Origin of the sequence: Chryseobacterium sp. ON_d1, from assembly GCF_006829085.1 — a bacterium.
Taxonomy (GTDB): Bacteria; Bacteroidota; Bacteroidia; order Flavobacteriales; family Weeksellaceae; genus Chryseobacterium.
Genome location: NZ_BJTC01000025.1, coordinates 1,887 through 5,068, shown reverse-complemented (window position 1 = coordinate 5,068; position 3,182 = coordinate 1,887). Strand labels below are relative to the sequence as shown.

Below are 3,182 nucleotides of genomic sequence, written 5' to 3'. Positions count from 1 at the left end.
ATATAGCAACCATAGACTATAAATCTACGGGTAATTAGTACTACTCGGCTATGACATTACTGTCTTTACACCTGTAGCCTATCAACGTCGTCATCTACAACGACCCTTAAAAGATGTCTCATCTTGAGGCGAGTTTCGCACTTATATGCTTTCAGTGCTTATCTCTTCCAAACGTAGCTACTCAGCGGTGCACCTGGCGGTACAACTGATACACCAGAGGTTTGTTCAATTCGGTCCTCTCGTACTAGAATCAAGCCCTCTCAAACATCTAACGCCCGCAATAGATAGAGACCGAACTGTCTCACGACGTTCTGAACCCAGCTCGCGTGCCACTTTAATGGGCGAACAGCCCAACCCTTGGGACCTTCTCCAGCCCCAGGATGTGACGAGCCGACATCGAGGTGCCGAACCTCCCCGTCGATGTGAGCTCTTGGGGGAGACTAGCCTGTTATCCCCGGAGTACCTTTTATCCTATGAGCGATGGCCCTTCCATACGGAACCACCGGATCACTATGTCCTGCTTTCGCACCTGATCGACTTGTAGGTCTCACAGTCAAGCACCCTTATGCCATTACACTCTACGCACGGTTACCAAGCGTGCTGAGGGTACCTTTGAAAGCCTCCGTTACTCTTTTGGAGGCGACCACCCCAGTCAAACTACCCACCACGCAATGTCCTTCTGAAAGAAGTTAGGCTCCAAGTAAGTAAAGGGTGGTATTTCAACGACGGCTCCACAAACACTAGCGTGCCTGCTTCAAAGCCTCCCACCTATCCTACACATTACTTACTCAAAGTCAATACGAAGTTATAGTAAAGGTTCACAGGGTCTTTTCGTCCCATTGCGGGTAATCGGCATCTTCACCGATACTACAATTTCACCGAGCTCGTGGCTGAGACAGTGCCCAGATCGTTACACCATTCGTGCAGGTCGGAACTTACCCGACAAGGAATTTCGCTACCTTAGGACCGTTATAGTTACGGCCGCCGTTTACTGGGGCTTCAGTCAATGCCTTCGCTTACGCTAAGCACCTTCCTTAACCTTCCAGCACCGGGCAGGTGTCAGACCCTATACAGCATCTTTCGATTTAGCAGAGTCCTGTGTTTTTGATAAACAGTCGCCTGGGCCTCTTCACTGCGGCCACCATTGCTGATGGCGTCTCTTCTTCCGAAGTTACGAGACTATTTTGCCTAGTTCCTTAGCCACGACTCACTCGAGCACCTTAGGATTCTCTCCTCGACCACCTGTGTCGGTTTTGGTACGGGTTGCTTCACTTCGGCTTTTCTTGGATCAGATTACTCTACAGCAGCTTCGCCCGAAGGCTAGGCCTTGACTATTCCGTCAGTCTCCAGCAGATACATCCAACCGTCCCCTTTTATTGTGAGCAAGTCAGGGAATATTAACCCTGTGTCCATCCACTACCCCTCTCGGGTTCGCGTTAGGTCCCGACTAACCCTCAGCTGATTAGCATGGCTGAGGAAGCCTTGGTCTTTCGGTGAGCAGGTTTCTCGCCTGCTTTATCGTTACTTATGCCTACATTTTCTTTTCTATCCGCTCCACAATACCTCACAGTACTGCTTCGGCGCAAATAGAATGCTCTCCTACCAGATGTATAAATACAAATCCATAGCTTCGGTAATATGTTTATGCCCGATTATTATCCATGCCGGACCGCTCGACTAGTGAGCTGTTACGCACTCTTTAAATGAATGGCTGCTTCCAAGCCAACATCCTAGCTGTCAATGCAGTCCAACCGCGTTGTTTCAACTTAACATATATTTGGGGACCTTAGCTGTTGGTCTGGGTTCTTTCCCTCTCGGACATGGACCTTAGCACCCATGCCCTCACTGCCGACGAACATTTATTAGCATTCGGAGTTTGTCAGGAATTGGTAGGCGGTGAAACCCCCGCATCCAATCAGTAGCTCTACCTCTAATAAACTTAACATCGACGCTGCACCTAAATGCATTTCGGAGAGTACGAGCTATCTCCCAGTTTGATTGGCCTTTCACCCCTACCCACAGGTCATCCGAAGACTTTTCAACGTCAACCGGTTCGGTCCTCCACTCTGTGTTACCAGAGCTTCAACCTGCCCATGGGTAGATCACAAGGTTTCGCGTCTAATCCTACTAACTCAGCGCCCTATTCAGACTCGCTTTCGCTTCGGCTCCGGTACTTAATACCTTAACCTCGCTAGTAAAATTAACTCGTAGGCTCATTATGCAAAAGGCACGCCGTCACAGCTTTATGCTGCTCCGACCGCTTGTAGGCGTACGGTTTCAGGTTCTATTTCACCCTTCTATTCGAAGTGCTTTTCACCTTTCCTTCACAGTACTTGTTCACTATCGGTCTTTCAGGAGTATTTAGCCTTGGAGGATGGTCCCCCCATATTCAGACAGGATTTCACGTGTCCCGCCCTACTCATTTATCATCTAATTATGCCTTTCGAGTACAGGATTATCACCTTCTATGATTGTTCTTTCCAGAACATTCCTCTAAACATAAATAGACTTTTGGGCTAATCCGCTTTCGCTCGCCACTACTTACGGAATCTCTTCGATTTCTTTTCCTCCGGGTACTTAGATGTTTCAGTTCTCCGGGTTTGCTCCTCTTACGAGGTGACATGTCTTCAACATGCCGGGTTGCCCCATTCGGATATCTGCGGATCAATTCGTGTGTGCCAATCCCCGCAGCTTTTCGCAGCTTACCACGTCCTTCGTCGCCTCTGAAAGCCTAGGCATCCGCCATACGCCCTTAACGATTTCTTTCCTATTGGTTACTCAAGCGCTTTATGCGCTCGGTTTTCTCTTTGTGATGTCTTTACCGTTAATGTCAATGATCTTAATGTCTTCTTTTCCTACTGATGAACAGATGTTGTTGTTGGCTCCATTCGTAACTTTTAAATCAGTATTCCAAAACTGTGGAGAATAAGGGAGTCGAACCCTTGACCTCCTGCGTGCAAGGCAGGCGCTCTAGCCAGCTGAGCTAATTCCCCCTCTAGGTTGATTTGAGATTTCAAGTTTGTGATTTGATATTCATACATAACGAATTTCAAATTTCCAATTTCAAATCACTTAATTAGTAGTCTCGGGCAGGCTCGAACTGCCGACCTCTACATTATCAGTGTAGCGCTCTAACCAGCTGAGCTACGAGACTCTGTTAGATTTGAGATTCATTATTTGAT

The 3,182-nt window shown here is 47.8% G+C and carries 2 tRNA genes and 1 rRNA gene; all 3 read right to left on the bottom strand.

Annotated features, from left to right (window positions below):
• Positions 1-14 precede the first annotated feature (14 nt).
• The 3 genes from CRS_RS24255 to CRS_RS24245 all read right to left on the bottom strand — a co-directional run bounded on the left by CRS_RS24255 (position 15) and on the right by CRS_RS24245 (position 3,154).
• Positions 15-2,766: ribosomal RNA gene (locus CRS_RS24255) — 23S ribosomal RNA — on the bottom strand.
• Between the two features lie 153 nt (positions 2,767-2,919).
• A tRNA-Ala gene (locus tag CRS_RS24250) sits at positions 2,920-2,993 on the bottom strand.
• A gap of 87 nt (positions 2,994-3,080) precedes the next feature.
• Positions 3,081-3,154 (bottom strand) — tRNA-Ile (locus tag CRS_RS24245).
• Positions 3,155-3,182: the final 28 nt, after the last annotated feature.